This window comes from Methylobacterium sp. 37f (assembly GCF_023093475.1).
Lineage (GTDB): Bacteria > Pseudomonadota > Alphaproteobacteria > Rhizobiales > Beijerinckiaceae > Methylobacterium.
In genome coordinates, this window is the sequence record NZ_JAGHKN010000012.1 from 122,784 (window position 1) to 141,465 (window position 18,682).

The following is an 18,682-nucleotide window of genomic DNA, read 5'->3' on the forward strand; positions in this document are numbered from 1 at the left end:
CGGCGTGCGCAAACCAGCACTCGCGTGGGTCGTTCGGTCGGCCTAGCCTATGGGTCCGTTCCCGCTCTCATCCGATCGTCCCATGCCCGAATGTCTCGTCTTCCGCGTGCCGACGCGGCATCCCGCCGATGTCTCGGGCGTGATGGACCTCATCGCGTCCGGAGCCCTCGCGGCGTCGGAGATCGTTGCGATCTTCGGCAAGACCGAGGGCAACGGCTGCGTCAACGATTTCACCCGCCAGCTCGCCGTGATGGCGCTGGAAGCCGCTCTGGCCGGCGCCATCGGCTGCTCGCCGGACGATGTCGGCGCGCGTATCGCCCTGGTGATGTCGGGTGGGACGGAGGGCGGCCTGTCCCCTCACCTGCTGGTTCTCGGCCGTCGCGGCGATGCCCCGATCCCCGGTGCGACGGCGCTCGCCGTCGGTACCGCCTTCACCGCCGATTTTCGGCCCGAGGAGATCGGCCGCATGGCGCAAGTGCGGGCGACGGCCGATGCTGTCGCTCTGGCCATGGCCCGGGCCGGGATCCACGGTCCCGACGACGTCCATTTCGTCCAGGTTAAATGCCCGCTCCTCACCAGTGCGCGCATTCAGGCCGCCGCGGCGCGCGGCCATGACGTCGCCACCCACGACACCTATGCGTCGATGGGGCTGTCGCGCGGCGCCTCGGCGCTCGGCATCGCGCTCGCCCTCGGCGAGGTGGCGGCCGAACATCTGTCGGACGCGGTCATCGGCGTGCGGCCGGACCTATTTTCAGGCCGTGCCAGCGCCTCGGCCGGCATCGAGCTGATGCGCAACGAGATCATCGTCCTCGGCAACGCCTTGGGTTGGGCCGGCCCTTACGCCATCGCCCACCGGGTCATGCGCGACGGCATCGATGTCTCTGCGATCCTCGGCGTGCTGGCGGATCTCGGGTTCGGCGCTGCGGGCCAACTGAGTTCCGAGGATTCCGAGCGCGTCGTCGCCCTGTTGGCGAAGGCCGAACCCTCACGGGACGGGCTGATCCGCGGGCGGCGCCACATCATGAACGACGACAGCGACATCAACGCCACGCGGCACGCCCGCGCCCTCGTGGGTGGGGTCGCCGCCGCTGCGATCGGGCGGACCGACCTCTTCGTCTCGGGTGGCGCCGAGCACCAGGGCCCGGATGGCGGCGGGCCGGTGGCGGTCATCGCCCGCGTGAGGACCTGAGACATGCCCGCGTTCGACCTCGCCATCCGGGGCGGCACCCTGGTCACCGCCAGCGACACGTTTCGCGCGGATCTCGGGATCCGCGATGGGCGCATCGCGGCGGTGGCCGAGCGCATCACCGATGCGGCCCGCGCCCTCGACGCCTCCGGCCTCCTCGTCTTGCCCGGCGGCATCGACAGCCACGTCCACATCGCGCAGGCATCCGGCCCCGGTATCGTCATGGCGGACGATTTCGCCTCGGCGACCCGGGCGGCGGCGGCCGGCGGCAACACCTGCGTGATGCCGTTCGCGCTTCAGCCGCGCGGTGCATCGCTGCGGGAGGCGACGCACGCCTACCGGGCGCTGGCGGAAGGGCAGTGTCATATCGACGTGGCCATTCACCTCATCGTCTCGGACCCGACCCCCGCGGTGCTGGGGCAGGAGCTGCCAGCCCTGATCGCCGAGGGCTACACGTCTTTCAAGGTCTTCATGACCTATGACGACCTCGTCCTGAACGACCGCCAGATCCTCGACGTCTTCGACCTCGCCCGTCGCGAGGGCGCGCGCGTCATGGTCCACGCGGAGGGCTACGACGCCATCCGGTACATGACCGAGCGGCTCGAGAAGGCCGGTGAGACCCGCCCCTTCGGCCATGCCTTGTCCCGGCCGCAACTGGTCGAGCGCGAGGCGGCGCATCGAGCGATCGCCCATGCCGAACTTGTCGACCTGCCGATCGTCATCGTCCACGTCTCGGGTGAGCAGGCGATGGAGCAGATTGCCTGGGCCCGGGGGCGCGGCCTGAAGGTCCACGCCGAGACCTGCCCGCAGTACCTGACGCTGACGGCCGACCACATGAAGGGTCTCGACTCCGACGACCCGATGGAGGGGGCAAAATACGTGTGCTCGCCGCCCCCGCGCGAGGCCTCCAACCAGGCGGCGATCTGGCGCGGCATCCAGTCCGGCCTGTTCGACGTGGTCTCGTCCGACCATTGCCCGTTCCGCTACGACGATCCGGCCGGCAAGTTGACCGCGAAGGGCCGGACCTCCTTCCGCTACGTGCCGAACGGCATCCCGGGTATCGAAACCCGCTTGCCCATCCTGTTTTCGGAGGGGGTCTCGGCCGGCCGCATCTCCCTCAACCGCTTCGTGGAACTGACCGCCACGAACCACGCCAAGCTGTACGGTCTCTACCCGCGCAAAGGCTCGATCGGCGTCGGGTTCGATGCCGACCTGACGCTGTGGGACCCGAACCGCCGCGAGACGATCCGGCAGGCCAACCTCCACCATGGTTCGGATTACACGCCCTGGGAGGGCTTCGCGGTGACGGGCTGGCCAGTGATGACCATCGCGCGCGGCGAGATCATCGCCGAGGATGGGCGGATCACCGGCGCTTTCGGGCGAGGCCGGGTGATCGACCGGGCTGTTCAATCCGCGCCGTTGTCCTGATCGAACGCCGCGACATCCGGGGCGAATCAGATAGCGTCTGGCCCGCGGCTTGCTGGACACGCATCGGGAGGCCAACATGGACGTCGAGCTGATCTGCCTGACCAAGCGCTACGGCAACACCGTTGCGGTGGATGGCATAGAACTGAAGGTCCGTTCGGGCGCCTATTGCTGCCTGCTCGGCCCCTCCGGCTGTGGCAAGACCACGACCCTGCGGATGATCGGCGGCCACGAGACCGTGTCCGGCGGCGACGTGGTCATCGGTCCGCGCGCCGTCGGCGATGCCACGCCGGCCGAGCGGGGCACAGCGATGATGTTCCAGAGCTACGCCCTGTTCCCCCACCTCAATTGCCGCGACAACGTCGCCTTCAGCCTGAAGATGCGGGGCGTCGCCAAGGCCGAGCGCCGCGCCAAGGCGCTGGCGATGCTGGACCTCGTGCAGATGGCGCATCTGGCCGAACGTCTGCCGGCCCAGCTCTCCGGTGGCCAGCAGCAGCGCGTGGCCCTCGCCCGCGCGCTGGTCACCGGACCCAAGGTTCTGCTCCTCGACGAACCCCTGTCGGCCCTCGATCCGTTCCTGCGCGTGCGGATGCGGACCGAGCTCAAGCGGCTACAGGCCGAACTCGGGATCACCTTCATCCACGTCACCCACAGCCAGGAGGAGGCGATGGCCCTCTCCGACATCGTGGTTGTGATGAATGGCGGGCGCATCGAGCAGGCGGCGGCCCCGCGCGACGTGTTCGAGCGCCCCGCCACCGCCTTCGTCGCCCGCTTCATCGGCGGCCACAACATCATCCGCCTGCCCGATGCGACCGAGGTCGCCGTGCGCGCCGACCGGATGCGCCTCGGTCCGGAGGCCGGTCCGGAGGCTGTGCCGGCCCGCGTCGTCTCGGTCGAGTATCAGGGCACCAGCGTGCATGTGGGCTTCGAGGCGGACGGGCTCGGGGGGACCGGCGCCACGCCGCTCACGGCCGTCATCGACGATGCGGCCTATGCTGGGCACCCCCTCGCCCTCGGCCAGACCGTGCCGCTCGGCTGGGATGCCGATGCCGCCCACCGGTTGGGTGCCTGACCCGATCTCCGTTCCGTAGAGGACCCTGCATGACGACCACGATCAAGCTGAGCCGCCGCACCCTCCTCCAGGGTGCGGGTGCCACCGGACTGGCACTCGGTGCCGGTCCGATCACGGGCTTTCCCAACGTGATCGCCGCCGAGCCGGTGACCCTGCGCTACCTCGGCACCGCCGTGAACCAGTCCGGCGACATCGCCCGGAAGGTGAAGGAGGATCTCGGGATCACCATCGAGTATATCCCCGTCGTCACCGACGAGGTGACGAAGCGCGTGGTGACGCAGCCGAACTCCTTCGACCTGTTGGATACCGAATTCTTCAGCCTGAAGAAGCTGATCCCGTCGGGCAACATCCAGGGCATGGATGCTCGCCGGATCAAGCAGGCCGACAACATCACGCCCGTCTTCACCAAGGGAGAAGTCGCAGGCAAAAAGATCGGCGACCAGGGTACGGCGCCCAAGAAGGTATTCTACCTCGAGGGACAAAATTCGAAGAATTTCGCCGGTTCGGCCACCGAGTGGATCACGCTGATCCCGACCACCTACAACGCCGACACGCTGGGCATCCGACCCGACCTGATCAAGCGCCCGATCTCGAGCTGGAAGGAACTTCTGAACCCCGAGTTCAAGGGCAAGGCCTCGATCCTCAACATCCCGTCCATCGGCATCATGGACGCCGCCATGGTGATCGAGGCGACCGGCGATTACACCTATCCCGACAAGGGCAACATGACGAAGGCCGAGATCGATCGCACCATCAAGGTGCTGATCGAGGCCAAGCGCGCCGGTCAGTTTCGCGCTTTCTGGCAGGACTTCAACGAATCCGTGAACCTGATGGCGTCGGGCGAGACGGTGATCCAGTCGATGTGGTCGCCCGCCGTCACCAAGGTGCGCTCCCAGGGCGTGGCCTGCACCTACCAGCCCCTCAAGGAAGGCTACCGCGCCTGGGCCACGGGTTTCGGCCTGCCCAAGACTCTGACCGGCCGCAAGCTCGACGCCGCCTACGACTTCATCAACTGGTTCCTGTCCGGCTGGGCCGGCGCCTACCTCAACCGCCAGGGCTATTACTCGGCGGTGCTGGAGACCGCCAAGGCGAACATGGAACCCTACGAGTGGGCCTACTGGATGGAGGGGAAGCCCGCCGAGAAGGACATCAAGGGGCCGGATGGCAGCGTGCTGGAGAAGGCCGGCGCGACCCGCGACGGCGGCTCCTTCGAGACCCGTATGGGCTCGGTCGCCTGCTGGAACGCCGTCATGGACGAGAACACCTACATGGTCCGCAAGTGGAACGAGTTCATCGCCGCGTGAGCGGAGCGTGTGACGTTGCCCTCTCCCGCCTGCTCCGTAGGCACCCTCCCCCGCATAGGAGGAAGGGATCAGTGTCTCACGAGGGTTGAGCCATGACCGACATCGCCCTCCCCGCCATCGCGAACACCGCGACCGCATCGGCATCGACCACAAGCCTCACGGCCAAGACGCGTCGGCGCCGGGTGCTGGCTTATCTTCAGGCCGCCCCGATGGCGCTGGTGTTTCTGGTGTTTTTCGTGGTGCCGCTGGCGCTGACCTTGATCGTCAGCTTCTGGTCGTACAACGAATACGAGATCATCCCGGCCTTCACGGTGCAGAACTACATCGACGTGTTCGAGGGCTGCCTCAACACGGCCGATGCCTGCACCACCGTTCGAACCTACCTGTCGACCCTGAAGTTCTGCGCCCTGACCTGGGCTTGCACCCTCGTGATCGGCTTTACGGTGGCGTATTTCGTCGCCTTCCACGTCCGCTCGAAGACGATGCAGATGGCGCTGTTCCTCGTCTGCACCATTCCGTTCTGGACCTCGAACGTGATCCGGATGATCTCCTGGATTCCACTGCTCGGCCGCAACGGCCTCGTCAACGACACGCTGATGGGACTGGGCCTGATCCGGGCCCCGATCGAGAGCCTGCTGTATTCCGACTTTTCGGTGGTGCTCGCCTTCGTCCACCTGAACACGGTCTTCATGATCGTGCCGATCTTCAACAGCATGGCGCGCATCGACCGCTCGCTGATCGAGGCGGCCTATGATTCCGGGGCCACCGGATGGCAGACTCTCTGGAACGTGGTAGTGCCGCTCGCCAAACCCGGCATCGCCATCGGGTCGATCTTCGTGATCACCTTGGTGATGGGCGATTTCGTCACCGTCGGCGTCATGGGCGGCCAGCAGATCGCCTCGGTCGGCAAGGTCATCCAGGTCCAGATGTCCGCGCTGCAGCTGCCGGCGGCGGCTGCCAATGCCGTGGTGCTGCTCGGCGCCGTGATGCTGATGATCGTGGCGATGACCCGCCTGATCGACCTCCGGAAGGAACTCTGAGTTGAGCGACCGGCCCCGCTCCCCGGCCTTCTACGCGTTAGCGGCGTTCTTCGCCCTGTTCGTCGCCTTTCTGTACGGGCCGACGCTGACCATCCTCGTCCTCAGCTTTCAGGGACCGCAGGGTGGCCTGACCTTTCCAATGAACGGCGTCTCGACGCACTGGTTCGGAAAGCTCTGGGCGGGCCTCGGCATCGTCGACATCTGGGGGGCGCTGTGGCGCTCGCTCCGCCTCGGCCTCGTGGTGATGGGACTGACCGTCGTGATCGCGTTCTACGCCGGCCTCGCCTTCCGCAAGCGCTTCCGGGGTGAGGGCATGCTGTTCACGATTGCCGTGGCGAGCCTGATCGTGCCGTCCATCGTGGTCTCCCTCGGCATCGGCCTGGAATTCCGTCTCCTCGACGACGCCGTCAACTGGGCCGCGGCCGTGACCGGCTGGGGCTGGCTGCAGGAGCACGGCACCCTGATGGGGCTCTACACCTCGGCGCTGGGCGCGCACCTGACTTGGACGCTGCCCTTCGGTCTCCTGATCATGTTTGCGGTCTTCAACCGGTTCGATCCGGCCTACGAAGAGGCCGCCCGTGATCTTGGCGCCACCGGTTCCCAGACCCTGCGCCACGTGGTGGTGCCGATCCTGGGGCCGTCCCTGGTCGGCGTCGCCCTGTTCGGCTTTACCCTGTCCTTCGATGAACTCGCCCGCACCAGCCAAGCCATCGGCGGCCGCAATACTCTGCCGCTGGAACTGCAGGGCCTCACCACCACCGTGACCACGCCGGAGATCTATGCGCTCGGCACCCTTACCACCGGCATGTCGCTGGCAGTGATCGGTCTGGCGCTGGGGACAAGCCTATACCTCCAGCGGCGCAAGGCGAGGGCTGGCTTGCGGCTGGGGTGACGTCGGAGGCCCGGGGCGCATCGCCCTCGCAGACCGACATTCGCCGCGGCGTTCCTCACGCGGGATCAGCGATCGCATCGACCGATTTGCCTGTCGAAACTCACGCGTAGCACCACGTCATCCCGGACCCGCGGAGCGGAGCCCGGGATCCAAAAACGCAGGTCGTGCAAGATTTTACACCGTCGGCTGCTCTGGATTCCGGGCTCGCCTGCGGCGCCGCGGAATGACGATGCGCCATGTTTCACTGTCGCATTGGCACGAAGCTCTCTCTCTGCCTGCAAACGCCGCCTGCCCGGAGACGGCAGGTCTGTGACCTCAAGTTCGCGTTACGAAACCCCTTCCAGTACCGGTGCTTTGTCCGCCTGGAAGGCCGCGTGCGCCACATCCGTGCGCCAGCAGGCGGCGCGGTGGCTGGGCTCCACGTCCACGTAAGCAGGCGCCTCGATCCGGCAGCGTTCCTCCGCAAGAAAGCAGCGCGGCGCGAAGGGGCAGCCCGGCGGGCGATTGGCCAGATCGGGAGGGCTGCCCGGAATCGTCTTGAGGCGCGTGCCCTTGGCGAGCGCTCCGTCGGCGCGGCTGCGCAGGAGGCCGATCGTATAAGGATGGTGTGGATTCAGCACCACGTCACGGGCGGAGCCTTCCTCGACGATGCGGCCGGCATACATGACGGCAATCCGGTCGGCGACCTCCACGGCGGCGCCGAGATCGTGCGTGACGAAGATCGTTGAGAGGCCGAGTTCGGCCTGCAACTCGCGGAGCAGCAGCAGAATCTGGATCTGCACCGTGGCGTCCAGCGCCGTGGTCGGTTCGTCGGCGAGCAGGACCTGGGGTCGGCAGGCGAGCGCCAGGGCGATCATCGCGCGCTGGCGCATGCCCCCCGACATCTCGTGCGGATAGGCGTCGAGGCGCCGCTCCGGGCTCGGAATGCGCACCCGCTCGAACAGTTGCAAGGCATGCTGGCGTGCCGCCCCTGCGCTGATCCGCTCGTGCTGGCGGATCGCCTCGGTGATCTGCTGGCCGACGGTATAGACCGGGTCGAGGGCCAGCAGCGGTTCCTGGAAGATCATCGCCACAGCGCGGCCGCGGAGCGCCCGCAGGGCCTTGGGCGACATCGCCATGACGTCCGCGCCACCGACCCGGATCTCGCCGCCGATCCTGGTCCTGCGCTCCGGGTTCAGGCGCATGATCGCCCGCAGGGTCACGCTCTTGCCGGAGCCGGATTCACCGATCAGCGCTACAGCTTGGCCGCGCTCCAGAGTGAGGTCCACGCCGTCGACGGCCTCGACCACGCCGCCGAATACGACCGTCAGACCCCGGATCGCGACCGCGGGTTCGGATGCGCTCATGCGGCGACCCTCCGGGCTTGTGCCAGGGAATGCCCCGAATCCGGCTGGCGAGCGAGGCAGGCGACCCGATGGATGGAATCGAGGGCGTCCAACGGCGGAACCGTGCCGCGACAGACGGGCTCCACCAGCGCGCAGCGCGGATGGAAGCGGCACCCGGCGGGCGGGTCGATCGGGTTCGGCGGGTCGCCGGCGAGCGGCGCCACTTGCGTGCGCGCATCCGGGTCCATCGAGGGCATCGAGGACAGGAGGGCCGCCGTGTAGGGGTGGGCGGGGGCCGCCAGCACCGTGTCCGCCGGCCCGATCTCCACCACCTGGCCGAGATACATCACCGCCACCCGGTCGCAGATGAAACGCACGACATTGAGGTCGTGACTGATGAACAGGTAGGTGAGGTTGAACTCCTGCTTCAGGTCCATCAGCAGGTTCAGCACCTGTGCCTCCACCGACTTGTCGAGGGCGGACACGGCCTCATCGAGGACCACGAGACGCGGCTCGAGAGCGAGCGCGCGGGCGATGTTCACCCTCTGGCGCTGGCCGCCGGAGAGTTCGTGCGGATAGCGCGCGGCAAAGCGCGCCGGCTCCAACCCGACCCGAGCGAGCAGGCTGCGGGCGCGCTCGATGGCCCGCCGCTTCGGCACCCCGTGCACCCGCGGCCCGAAGGCGATCGAGCCCTCGACGGTCATGCGCGGGTTGAGGGAGGAGTAGCTGTCCTGGAAGACCATCTGGGCCTGAGCGCGGAAGTCGCGCAGCGGAAGCGCACGGCTGCCGATGCGCTCGCCGTCGAACAGCAGGTTTCCCTGATCGTGTGCGATCAGGCCCATGATCAGCCGGGCGGTGGTCGATTTTCCGCAGCCGGATTCGCCGACCACCCCGAGGGTTTCCCCCTTCAGGATCTCGAAATCGACGCCGTCGACAGCGCGTACCACGGCCTTGGCGCCGCCAAAGCCCTTCTTGACCGGAAAATGCTTCACGAGGCCGTCGACCGTGAGAAGCGGCTGAGCCGGCCCCCCCCGGTCGCGGGCGAGCGGAACGGTGGGGCTGCCGATGGGCATGTTCATGCCTTCACCTCCATGGCGGACCGCAATCCGTCGGAGAACAGGTTGAACGAGATCGAGACGATGAAGATGGCCAGTCCCGGCAGGGCCGCGACCATCGGATTCACGTAGATCGCCGTGCGCAGGGTGTTGAGCATCAGGCCCCATTCGGGTTCTGGCGGCTTCACCCCGAGGCCCAGGAAGGACAGGCCCGAGGCCAGGATCATCGATACGCTGATCAAGCTGGTGGCGTAGACGAAGATCGGCCCGAGCACGTTGCCGAGGACCTGCACGCGCAGGATCGTCAGGGTCGAGGCGCCCGACAGCCGGGCCGCGTCGACGTAGTCCCGGGCGCGGATCTGAGTCGTCACGCTCTCGGCCACCCGGGCGATCTGGGGGACGAACACGCAGGTCAGCGATACGATCGAGTTGAAGATGCCGGCCCCCAGCGCCCCCGACAGCGCGATGGCGAGCAGCACGGAGGGAAACGCGAAGAACACGTCCACCGTGCGCATCAGGACGGTGTTGACCCAGCCGCCGACATAGCCAGCCAGGATCCCGATGGCGGACCCGATGATGAACGCCAGGATGACCGGCGTCACACCGATGAACAGCGACAGGCGGCCGCCTAGCATCAGGCGACTCAGCATGTCGCGGCCGAGTTCGTCGGAGCCGAGGATGTAGGTCGCATCACCGATCGGCTTCAGCCGCCGCAGCATCGAGCCGCGATACGGGTCCATCGGGGTGATCCAGGGCGAGAGCACCGCGATGGCGATGATCGCCAGGATGATGCAGGCGGCCACCATCGCCACGGGATCGCGCAGGAGCTTGTGGCCGACCTGTCCCCAGAACCCCCGCGAGGGCACGAAGGCGTCCGCCGCGGCCGGGGCCGGGGCGGCTCCGCCGGCAATGTCGAGGACCGGCGCTGCGGCCTGTGTCGCGAGTGCCATCAGCCCCTCTCGATGCGCGGGTCGAGCGCCGTCTGCACGACGTCGACGATGAGGTTGAGGGCGACGAAGAACATCGCCAGGACGAGGATCGAGCCCTGAAGCAACGGCAGGTCGCGCTGGAAGATCGCGGCATTCAGGAGGAAGCCGGTGCCGGGCCAGGCGAACACCGTCTCGATCAGGATCGAGCCGCCGAGGAGGTAGCCGAGCTGCAAGCCCATGATGGCGAGCGCCGTCGGCGCGGCGTTCTTCACCACGTGCTTGAACACGCCGAACTCGCTCATGCCCTTGGCCCGGAGCGCGCCGACGAAGTCCTGGGCGAGGATGTCGCCGACCAGGGCGCGGATCGTGCGGGCGATGACACCCATGGGGATCACCGACATCGTGAGGGCCGGCAGGATGATGTAGCGCAGATGGTCGAAATCGGGTCGCCAGTTACCCGAGCCATCCGGGCCGGCGCCGGTCGGCGGCAGCCATCCGAGCTGGGCCGAGAACACGATCACCAGCACCATGCCGAGCCAGTAATGCGGCACGCTTACCCCGAAGACCGAGACCGCCGAGGCGAGCCGGTCCAGGATCGAATTGCGGAAATAGCCGGCGACGAAGCCGAACAGGCAGCCGAAGGTGAAGCCGATCAGCGTCGCCACGGAGGCCAGAATCAGGCTGTTGACTACCGCCCGGCCGACTTCCTGCACCACGGGACGGCCGGTGGCGATGGAGGTGCCGAGGTCGCCCTGGAGCACGTGCCAGAGCCAGATCACGTACTGCACCGGCAACGGCTTGTCGTAGCCGTAGGCGGCCCGCATGGCGTCGATGGTCTCCTGCGTGGCGTCCACCGGGAGCACGGCGCTCAAGGGGTCGCCGGGGGCGAGGTGAACCAGCATGAAGCAGACGACGCTCACACCGAGTGCCACGGGCGTGACGGTGAGCAGGCGCTGGACAATGAATTTCAGCATGAGCGCATCCGAATTTCCTCTCGGGTTACGCGGCCCTCCTCCCCCTGTGGGGAGGAGTTGGAGGTGGAGGTGGCTCCGCCGGCCTTCGCACCGTGAGGGTCACCCAACCACCCCCACCCTCAAGCCCTCCCCGCAAGGGGGAGGGAGGCGTGTTCAGCCCATGACTCGTCGCATCACTTGCCCATTGAGATCGGCGAGAAGTCCTGGAACCAGTTCTGCGCCTGCACGAAGCCCTTCACCTTGGGACTCATGGCGCGCGGGTTGGTGTCGTGGGCCACCATCAGGAACAGAGCTTCGTTGACGTACTTCTCGTGGACCTTCTCCAGGACCTTGGTCTGTTCGGCCGGATCGAAGGTGGTGCGGACCTGATCGAACAGCTTGTCCATCTCAGGGTCGCAGTAATAGCCCCAGTTGGTACCGTTCGGCGCCGCCAGGTTACATTGCAGGTGCCGGATGAAACCGGTGAAGGGGTCCTGGATGAAGTAGGAGAAGTTGATGCCCGTCGCCTTGCGCGACATGTCGGACTTCGCGCCGGCGCGCCACAGGTTGATCAGCGTGTTCCACTCGACCACTTCGAATTCGACCTTGATGCCGACATCCGCGAGGTTCTGCTGGATGAACTCGTTCATCGGCAGAGGCTGCATCTGGCCGGAGCCCGAGGGCGCGATCAGGATCTTGGTGACGATGGGTTTGTTGGGGCCGTAGCCGGCCTCGGCCAGCAGCTTCTTGGCGGCCTCCGGATCGTAGGTCGGCTTGAAGGTGGGCTTGCCGAACCAGGCCGAGCCCGGTGGCATGAAGCCTTGCGCCGGGATCATCAGACCGTTGAGCAACTCCTTCATGCCTTCCCGGTCGATGGCGAGGTTGGCCGCCTTGCGGACGCGGATGTCGTTCCAGGGCGAGCCCTCGACGCGTGAGAGGTGCCAGGTCCAGTTGTGCGGGTAGGCGTTGGTCACGATGCCGAAACCGGCAGCTTTGAGCGATGCGACGGCGTCCGGCGGGGGCGCCTCGATCCAGTCGACCTGACCGGACCGGAGGGCGGCGACGCGGGCATTGGCCTCGGGCAGCGGCACCAGCACCAGCTTATCGAGCTTCGGCACCCGTGCCTTGTCCCAGTACTCCTTGTTCGGCGCCATTTCGGCGCGTTCGCGTGGGGCGAACAGAGTCAGCTTCCACGGACCCGTACCCGAGGGGGTCTTGGCGAACGCGTCCCAGCTCTTGCCGAGCTTGTCCCATTGGGCCGGCGACGAGATCATGATCCAGGCGATCTGGTAGGGCAGCGTCGCGTCCGGGTTCTTGGTGATGACCTCGAGGGTGGTCGGATCGATGGCGCGGTAGCTGGCGACGGCCGGGATGCGCGAGCGTCCCTGGGCCGACTGGCGCGGATCGAATTGCGGCGCGTCGGTCTTCAAGAGCTTGTCGAGGTTCCAGACCACCGACTCGGCCGTGAAGGGCGAGCCGTCATGAAAGGTCACGCCCTCGCGCAGCTTGAACGTCCACTTGGTGTTGTCGGCGGGATCGACGGTCCAGCTGGTGGCGAGGCCCGGCACCAGCACCGACGGCTTCGTTGCGGAGGAGAGGTCCCAATTGATCAGCCCGTCATAGACGGTGTAGCCCATGAACCGCATGCCCTCGCCGCCATTGTCGGCCTGACCGGTCGTCAACGGGATATCGGAGGCGGTCATGCCGATCTTGAGGACGCCCTGGGCCAGGGCGGCCGGCATCATCGCGCCGGACAGCAGGGCCGCTGCGAGGAGGCGGGACTTCGACCAACGAGAGACTGGAGCAAACATGCGACGGGAGGTTTCCTGGGGGAGCCAGCGGCTGACGAAGCCGTGAATGCAAACCGCCGGCCAACCCGTCTGACGTCCGTCGAGTCATGAGGACGATCGAGCGTGACGCCGTCTTCGGCACTTGCTCATTCAGACGTCGCGATGGGTTGCTCAGGCAGAAGGCAACCCCGTCGGTACGGCGCCTGTACGGCTCCGATCCGGCTCAAAGTTTCGGAATCGAAGCGCAATCCGGCCGGATCAGCGCAGCATATGCCTCAGTAATGAGCATTCCTGTCGATGCTAGGATCCACAGATCCGGACCGTCAGAACGACAATTTCATCCCGCCAACGACGTTGCGCGGCGCTCCGGCGAAGATCGAGCCCGTGGTGGCCGAGAGAACATCCGCGCCGCTCTCCAAACCTGTGACGCGATTGAGCGAGCTGGCAAGGTTCTGGGCCGACGCGACATAGGTTCTGTCGAGCAGATTGCGAACCTCGAGATAGAGGCTGAGGCGCTTGGCGTAGCCGCCCGCCAAGTCCGTCGCGTAGTGAAGATTGGCGTTGAGGAGGGCGTAGCCCGGCACCCGGAGTTGGTTTCCATTGTCGATGAAGACGCCGTCCTGCACCACGGTTTCGAGAAAGGCCCCGACCCCGTTGAAGAGGCCGCCGACCTGCTCGTACCCCACCCGGGCCAGGATCTGTGCTGCGGAACTCCGGGAATGGACTTTCCGGCCCGATCGAGGCGGGCCACGAACGCTCCCGCGCTCACCGACTCGGAGAAGCGCGTGTAGATCTGGTTGTCGAAGGTATAGGCCAGCGTTCCGCGCCAACCGGGGGCGAAGGCCCATTCGCCGCCGAGTTCGAGCCCGCGATGTTCGGAGGCCGGTGCATTGACGAAGGAGCTCAACCGTCCGCCGCCCGGAGCTTGCGACAGGAGTTCGTTGCGGAAGAACTCGTAGAAGCCCGTGAGGCTGACGCGCAGGGATGCCGCCGGCATCCAGTCGGCCCCGAGATCGAAGCCGAGGTTCTCCTGTGCCTGGAGTTGGGTGTTGTTGCCAGGGAGGCCGGCGCTCGTGACGAAGAGATTGCTGCCCGTCGGCGTCGCGTAGCCCGAAGCGACCCGGGCGCGGATACTCCAGGGCTCCCCCGCTCGGAAAACCAGAGCAAGCTCCGGTGCGATGTTGAGGAAACTCCGCGAGGCGTCGATCACCGCCGCCGTGCGGCCGGCCGCACCGTAACTGTAGGCGACGTTCCGCCCGGTGATGGTGGTGTTCGTCGCACTGAACCCGAGAATGCCGATCCAGGACTCGGACAGGGCCACCTCCGTGCGGGCGCGGCCGCCGAGATTGCTCTGGTTGCCGCGGAGATCGCCGATCTGCGCTCCCAGCGCGGGACCCTGACCCAGGGTGCGGTTGAAGGTGGTGAGATGGTTGACGAGAATCTCGGTGTTGAGGGCGATGTAAGCGATCGCCGGTCGACCCATCAGATCGTAACGGCTCGTCAGGTCGGTGAGGAAGGTCAGGGACGGATAGGACCCGCGAAAGGTCGAGGTGTAGAACGGCTGATCGAAGTTGCGCTCGTCGAAGCCAAGCTGAGTCCGCCAGGTGGTTTGACCCTCGAAATCGTGCTCCCAGCGCAGAGCCACGACCGTGCGTCGATCGTTGCGCCCGAACGCGCCCTCGCGGGCGGTGACCGGCACGGTGGCGCCGAAGGCCCCGTTGCGCAGCAGGTTCGTGAGCGTGCAGCCTAGCGCCGCCGTCGCAGCGACGGCGCAGCCGCGCTGATAGGGGTTGAGCCGGTACTGGTCGAGGGAGGAGCGGGCGGGCAGCTCCGTTCTGAGCTGATTGTTGATCACCTTTAGCGTGAAGCGGTTGTCCGGGGTTGGGGTGTAGCTCGCCAGCACATTGATGGTCTGCGTGTCATAGGCGCTGTGGTCCTGATAGCCATCCGCCCGCACATTGCTGGCGAAAAGGCTGATCTCGATGGGCCCGCTGACGCCGCCAACAGTGAAGGCGTTGCTCAGGGAGCCGAAGCTGCCCGCATCGGTGCCGATCTCATAACCGTCGATCTCCCGCCCGGTCCGGGTGCGGAAGGCCAGTGCGCCGCCGGTGGCGTAGTTGCCGAACAGGGCCGATTGCGGCCCCCGGAACACGTCGATGCGTCCGTAGGCGCGCGGGTCCAGGAGGTCGAAGCGCGAGGCGCCATCCGGCTGGGTCAGAACGAATCCGTCCTCCAGCACGACCATGTTGCGGATGACGCCGGTGGACCGGGCATTGTTGCCCCGGATGGAGATGATGACGTCGCGGCCGCCATTGCCCTGGCGCACGCTGACGCCCGGGCTGTCGAGGAGCACCGATCCCATGCTGGTCGCCGCACGTTCGGCGATGGTGCCGGGCCCCGCGATGCGGGTCGCGGCCGCGCCCGCCGGTTGCTCGATCACGCCCGGCGCTGACCCGGGCGGAGCCGACACGCCGAACGGCACGGCGTTACGGGACTCACCCGCGACCGCGAGTTCCTCCAGGACGATACCGCCGGCCGCCGCTTCGGCCAGGACGACGACCGGCTGCAAGATCAGGGTCAGCGCCGCTGTCAGCACCGCGAGCCATGCGGCTCTCCCGATGGCACCGGGCGGCATCGCCGGGCACCGGTAGGCAGGGGAGAGAGCGGCCATGTTGTGTCTCGACCACGAAGGGCCCGCGGGTGACGCCGCGTCGTGTGGGTCGGCGGGGAAACGCGGGCTGTCGCGGCCAGGACTCGAACGGGTGTTCGGCCCGCAGGCACATCCTAAAGTATGGAGGTGTCTTGTAACCCCCTGATCCGGTTGTGGCGACAGCGCATGCGGCGGAGTGTGGCGCATGCATCACGCCGGCAGATGGATGGCCGTGGCCTCCTCAGGACGCGGCGTCGTCACAATCGCCGGGATCGCCTACGCATGCGCTTCTCTCACGGTCCAGGAGATCGCGTTTGCGGACAACGCCCCAGCGATAGCCGGAGAGCGACCCATCCGACCGCACCACGCGATGGCACGGGATGGCAACCGCCAGCCGGTTGGACCCGCAGGCCAGTGCCACCGCACGCGTTGCCTTGGGCGATCCAATGGCCCGGGCGACCTCCGCATAGGTTGTCGTGGTACCGACCGGCACCGCCCGTAGGGCTTGCCAGACCCGTTGCTGAAAGGCGGTGCCGCCGATATCGAGGGGCAACTCCAGCCCGAGGCCGGGCGCCTCGACGAAACCCACGACCTGCGCCACCCAACCGTCGAACTCGGGGTCGCCGGCCGAGAGCGTGGCCTTGGGAAACCGGTCCTCCAGGTCGCGCATCAGGGCTTCGGGATCGTCCCCGAGGAGGATCGCACAGACTCCTCGGGCCGTGGCCGCGACCAGAATCGTCCCGAGCGAACATTGCCCCACCGCAAACCGGATCGCGATGCCGGTCCCACCCTTCCGGTAGGTCGACGGGCTCATGCCGAGCCGCTGCGAGTCCTGCGCATAGAAGCGGCTCGCCGCATTGTACCCAGCTTCGAACACGGCTTCGGTGACCGAACCGGCCTGCGGCAGGCTTCGCGCCAGGCGCTCCACGCGCTTCGCGTCCGCGTACGCCTTCGGGGTGATCCCGGTGCTGGCGCGAAACACCCGGTGAAAATGAAACGCGCTCATTCCGGCCGCCTTCGCCAGCACATCGAGGGAGGGGATGCCGTCCGACGCTTCGATCATCCGACAGGCCCGGATGACGGCCTCGATCTGCCGGTCGGCCAAGGCCGCCTCATTGGGCCGGCAGCGCCGGCAGGGGCGGAACCCCGCGGCTTCGGCCTCGGCGCAGGTCGCGTGAAAGCTGACGTTGCCGGGTTTCGCCGGGCGTGCGGCACAGCTCGGGCGGCAATACACGCCGGTGGTGCGGACCGCATACACGAAACGGCCATCGGCCCGGGCATCGCGGGTCGCCAGAGCCGTCCATCGCGCCGCATCCTCGACCTCGGGAAGCGTCGGCGTGGGCTCCGCTTTGACCCGCTGCATGACGATGCGTGCTCCGTTCTCCGCGAGTGACCCGAAGCGGCGTCCCCCCGACGCTCGGACCTTAGACCCGATCCGACCCGGACCGCACCCCGATCCTTGCTGCCGAATTCTACACCGCAACGGCGGTCCGCCGCCTGGCGGGCCGAACTGATGCTTGCCCGATGCCTCCCGCTGGAATTTCTTCAGGACCCGGCTCCGTATGCGGTTGTGCTTCGTCGGACCGCACCCGGATCGCGAAGACCATCGCCGAGTGCGTCGTCGGCCAGGCCATTCGAGACCTCACCGCCGTAAGCGCAAACAACCTGAAACTGCGGAACCTTCTCGATGACATGGGCCTAAACTTGGCTCGAGACCCGGAGCAGGATCATCGCTGCACTTCGGGTGAGAATGCTCGCCGGCTGCGAGCACTCCAGCGCCACTAGGCCGAGCGTGCGGGTGACGTTGGCATCCGTCCCCGACTGCGTGTCCGAGTGCTCGCAACGGCCCTCCCCGAAATCCCTGACGGGGCGCTGTCCGGTGACGACCTGGTTCGGTTTATCACGGGGGCCGGGGCCTCGACCGTGCAAAATCCTCCTGGGGCACTCGGAGCGTGTCTGAATCGCCAGCGTACACCGCGACCGGTCGCGCCGATTCTCTTCCGCGCGACCAAACACTGGCAGGCCTTCATTCCCGGAAGCGGTTCGTTATCGACATTTCACTTCTTTCCGGTGCCACGATGACCTGACCGCCGTTCGTTGGGTTGCGGCAGCTGTTGTCGCGCGTCTCAAGGGTTGGGCTGCTTCATGTCTCGGTTCACGTCGGAGACCAGAGCCGCGGTCTCGCCGCTGCAACCCGGCCTAGTGAACGTGAAACTCGGCCTGGAGCGGCAGGGCCAGGAGCGCAAGGCCTTTGAGGTTGAGGTCGTTTGCCCATCCTTGATCGGAGACGCCATCCCCCGGCTTGAGGGCCGGCTCTGCGGGCTGATTTCGTTGATCCAGAACGAGGTACGGGCGACCTGTAAGAAGGTGCTTGACGCAGTCCTGGAGAGCCGCCCGCACGGGAAGGCTTTTGGCAGGCGCCACGTCCGCTCAGACGGCCTGTTGCGTCCAGGCAATATCGCAGGCTGCGCGCACGCCTTAAGACGAGCGGAATGGTTGTCTCTTCGCCTGAACGATTCGGAATGATCCATGCGTAGGAAGTCGACCCCTCCTGCTGATTTCGACGCGGATTGGTACGCGAACGAATATCCGGACGTTGCCACTGCTATCGCGGCGGGACACTTGGCCGGCGCCTATCAGCACTACGTTATGTTCGGAAAAGACGAGGGGCGAAAACCGAACGGTGCCGACTCGGACAAGGCCGCGGCTCAATTTCGGGCGATGCGCGACGTCCACGGGGGAGAGCATTACCTGACGCCCGGTGACCTCGCCGTCACCAGAGTGAGTGCCAACAGAATCCTGCTGATTGGGTCATGCTTTCTTGAGCCGATCGCCGGACACGCGTCCGATGCGCTGGATGGAACGCGCGATTTCTGGCTCGCGAACTTTCACGCCAAGCTCCCCGACGCAATGCCGCATCCGGCATCAGATTATGGTTCATCCGCACTTCTGGTGCTGATGGGCGATTGAGGGGTGATGAGTAAGGTTACGCCGGCTCCTGGGCCTTGATCAGGCCGCATGGAGCACCCTCTGCTGCAGGAGGTCGAAGCCGGCACGACCG

At 66.8% G+C, this 18,682-nt stretch carries 13 protein-coding genes and 1 pseudogene; 7 read left to right on the forward strand and 7 right to left on the reverse strand.

The features are described 5' to 3' along the window. Positions 1-82: 82 nt before the first annotated feature. From J7U37_RS10770 to J7U37_RS10795, 6 genes are all read left to right on the forward strand, one after another. On the forward strand, positions 83-1,189 hold the full coding sequence (locus J7U37_RS10770; RefSeq protein WP_247635703.1) for a ring-opening amidohydrolase: 1,107 nt from the start codon (positions 83-85) through the stop codon (positions 1,187-1,189). A 3-nt stretch (positions 1,190-1,192) separates the two neighbouring features. Further along, positions 1,193-2,614: a dihydropyrimidinase gene (hydA, locus tag J7U37_RS10775; protein WP_247635704.1), complete on the forward strand. Its 1,422-nt coding sequence runs from the start codon at positions 1,193-1,195 to the stop codon at positions 2,612-2,614. Between the two features lie 76 nt (positions 2,615-2,690). Continuing rightward, entirely contained in the window at positions 2,691-3,683 is a 993-nt protein-coding gene (locus J7U37_RS10780) for an ABC transporter ATP-binding protein (RefSeq protein WP_247635705.1), read from the forward strand. 29 nt (positions 3,684-3,712) lie between these two features. Beyond that, positions 3,713-4,987, forward strand: a complete 1,275-nt coding sequence (locus tag J7U37_RS10785; protein WP_056183949.1) for an extracellular solute-binding protein — start codon at positions 3,713-3,715, stop codon at positions 4,985-4,987. Positions 4,988-5,079: 92 nt separating this feature from the next. Beyond that, positions 5,080-6,027 carry an ABC transporter permease gene (locus J7U37_RS10790; protein ID WP_247635706.1) on the forward strand — a complete coding sequence of 316 codons (948 nt, stop codon included), beginning with the start codon at positions 5,080-5,082 and terminating at the stop codon, positions 6,025-6,027. 1 nt (position 6,028) lies between these two features. Next, positions 6,029-6,919: an ABC transporter permease gene (locus J7U37_RS10795; protein WP_247635707.1), complete on the forward strand. Its 891-nt coding sequence runs from the start codon at positions 6,029-6,031 to the stop codon at positions 6,917-6,919. Between the two features lie 326 nt (positions 6,920-7,245). Here the strand turns inward: J7U37_RS10795 and J7U37_RS10800 are convergent, their stop codons facing one another. The 7 genes and pseudogenes from J7U37_RS10800 to ada all read right to left on the reverse strand — a co-directional run bounded on the left by J7U37_RS10800 (position 7,246) and on the right by ada (position 16,984). Then, positions 7,246-8,265, reverse strand: a complete 1,020-nt coding sequence (locus J7U37_RS10800) for an ABC transporter ATP-binding protein (protein ID WP_247635708.1) — start codon at positions 8,263-8,265, stop codon at positions 7,246-7,248. Continuing rightward, the gene (locus J7U37_RS10805) at positions 8,262-9,323 is read right to left on the reverse strand and encodes an ABC transporter ATP-binding protein (RefSeq protein WP_247635709.1); all 1,062 of its coding nucleotides are present in this window, start codon (positions 9,321-9,323) and stop codon (positions 8,262-8,264) included. Before J7U37_RS10805 ends, J7U37_RS10800 begins: the two co-directional genes overlap by 4 nt. After that, on the reverse strand, positions 9,320-10,249 hold the full coding sequence (locus tag J7U37_RS10810; protein WP_056183960.1) for an ABC transporter permease: 930 nt from the start codon (positions 10,247-10,249) through the stop codon (positions 9,320-9,322). Before J7U37_RS10810 ends, J7U37_RS10805 begins: the two co-directional genes overlap by 4 nt. Next, positions 10,249-11,202 carry an ABC transporter permease gene (locus J7U37_RS10815; protein ID WP_056183962.1) on the reverse strand — a complete coding sequence of 318 codons (954 nt, stop codon included), beginning with the start codon at positions 11,200-11,202 and terminating at the stop codon, positions 10,249-10,251. Before J7U37_RS10815 ends, J7U37_RS10810 begins: the two co-directional genes overlap by 1 nt. Before the next feature lie 173 nt (positions 11,203-11,375). Next, positions 11,376-12,926: an ABC transporter substrate-binding protein gene (locus J7U37_RS10820; RefSeq protein WP_244478393.1), complete on the reverse strand. Its 1,551-nt coding sequence runs from the start codon at positions 12,924-12,926 to the stop codon at positions 11,376-11,378. Between the two features lie 368 nt (positions 12,927-13,294). After that, positions 13,295-15,606, reverse strand: a pseudogene (locus J7U37_RS10825) (TonB-dependent receptor). A 256-nt stretch (positions 15,607-15,862) separates the two neighbouring features. Next, positions 15,863-16,984, reverse strand: coding sequence for a bifunctional DNA-binding transcriptional regulator/O6-methylguanine-DNA methyltransferase Ada (gene ada / locus J7U37_RS10830; protein WP_247635710.1), 1,122 nt, complete (start codon positions 16,982-16,984; stop codon positions 15,863-15,865). 1,166 nt (positions 16,985-18,150) lie between these two features. Here ada and J7U37_RS10835 point away from each other — a divergent pair. Next, complete coding sequence (locus J7U37_RS10835; protein ID WP_247635711.1) at positions 18,151-18,591, forward strand: hypothetical protein; 441 nt, start codon at positions 18,151-18,153, stop codon at positions 18,589-18,591. The last annotated feature ends 91 nt before the right edge of the window (positions 18,592-18,682 follow it).

What these genes read in the sequence shown, in the direction of transcription:
- J7U37_RS10770 (WP_247635703.1), top strand. Translation starts at nt 83, where the DNA reads ATGCCCGAATGTCTCGTCTTCCGCGTGCCGACGCGGCATCCCGCCGAT.
- hydA (WP_247635704.1), top strand. Translation starts at nt 1,193, where the DNA reads ATGCCCGCGTTCGACCTCGCCATCCGGGGCGGCACCCTGGTCACCGCC.
- J7U37_RS10800 (WP_247635708.1), bottom strand. Translation starts at nt 8,265, where the DNA reads ATGAGCGCATCCGAACCCGCGGTCGCGATCCGGGGTCTGACGGTCGTA.
- J7U37_RS10820 (WP_244478393.1), bottom strand. Translation starts at nt 12,926, where the DNA reads ATGATGCCGGCCGCCCTGGCCCAGGGCGTCCTCAAGATCGGCATGACC.
- J7U37_RS10780 (WP_247635705.1), top strand. Translation starts at nt 2,691, where the DNA reads ATGGACGTCGAGCTGATCTGCCTGACCAAGCGCTACGGCAACACCGTT.
- ada (WP_247635710.1), bottom strand. Translation starts at nt 16,984, where the DNA reads ATGCAGCGGGTCAAAGCGGAGCCCACGCCGACGCTTCCCGAGGTCGAG.
- J7U37_RS10805 (WP_247635709.1), bottom strand. Translation starts at nt 9,323, where the DNA reads ATGAACATGCCCATCGGCAGCCCCACCGTTCCGCTCGCCCGCGACCGG.
- J7U37_RS10785 (WP_056183949.1), top strand. Translation starts at nt 3,713, where the DNA reads ATGACGACCACGATCAAGCTGAGCCGCCGCACCCTCCTCCAGGGTGCG.
- J7U37_RS10835 (WP_247635711.1), top strand. Translation starts at nt 18,151, where the DNA reads ATGCGTAGGAAGTCGACCCCTCCTGCTGATTTCGACGCGGATTGGTAC.
- J7U37_RS10815 (WP_056183962.1), bottom strand. Translation starts at nt 11,202, where the DNA reads ATGCTGAAATTCATTGTCCAGCGCCTGCTCACCGTCACGCCCGTGGCA.
- J7U37_RS10810 (WP_056183960.1), bottom strand. Translation starts at nt 10,249, where the DNA reads ATGGCACTCGCGACACAGGCCGCAGCGCCGGTCCTCGACATTGCCGGC.
- J7U37_RS10790 (WP_247635706.1), top strand. Translation starts at nt 5,080, where the DNA reads ATGACCGACATCGCCCTCCCCGCCATCGCGAACACCGCGACCGCATCG.